1 protein-coding gene is annotated in these 432 nt (G+C 47.7%); it reads left to right on the forward strand.

Annotated features, from left to right (window positions below):
- A partial coding sequence (locus I6F37_RS40815) for a sorbosone dehydrogenase family protein (RefSeq protein ID WP_225154495.1) occupies positions 1-432 on the forward strand: 432 nt, incomplete at both ends.

Below are 432 nucleotides of genomic sequence, written 5' to 3' on the forward strand. Positions count from 1 at the left end.
TCCTGAAGCAGACGGCTCTTATACCATTCCGGCAGGAAATCTTTTCGTCAAAGGCACACCAAAGACTCGTCCGGAAATATATACCATGGGCAACCGTAATCCATGGCGCCTGACGATTGACAGCAAGACTGGCTGGCTGTACTGGGGAGAGGTTGGTCCGGACGGCTCGAAAGATGATCTTGAAAAAAGGGGTCCGCAATCCTATGACGAATTCAATCGCGCAAAAAAGCCTGGCTTTTATGGCTGGCCATATTTTGTAGCCGATAACAAGCCGTATCATAAATATGACTTTGCCACCAAACAATCCGGTGAACCATTTAATCCTGAACATCCGGTAAATTATTCTCCCAATAGTTCGGGACTCAATGAACTGCCAGCCACAACACCCGCGTTTATCTGGTATTCAAAAGCACCGAGTGACCGCTTTCCCTT

The organism is Bradyrhizobium sp. NBAIM08 (assembly GCF_020193935.1).
Lineage (GTDB): Bacteria > Pseudomonadota > Alphaproteobacteria > Rhizobiales > Xanthobacteraceae > Bradyrhizobium > Bradyrhizobium yuanmingense.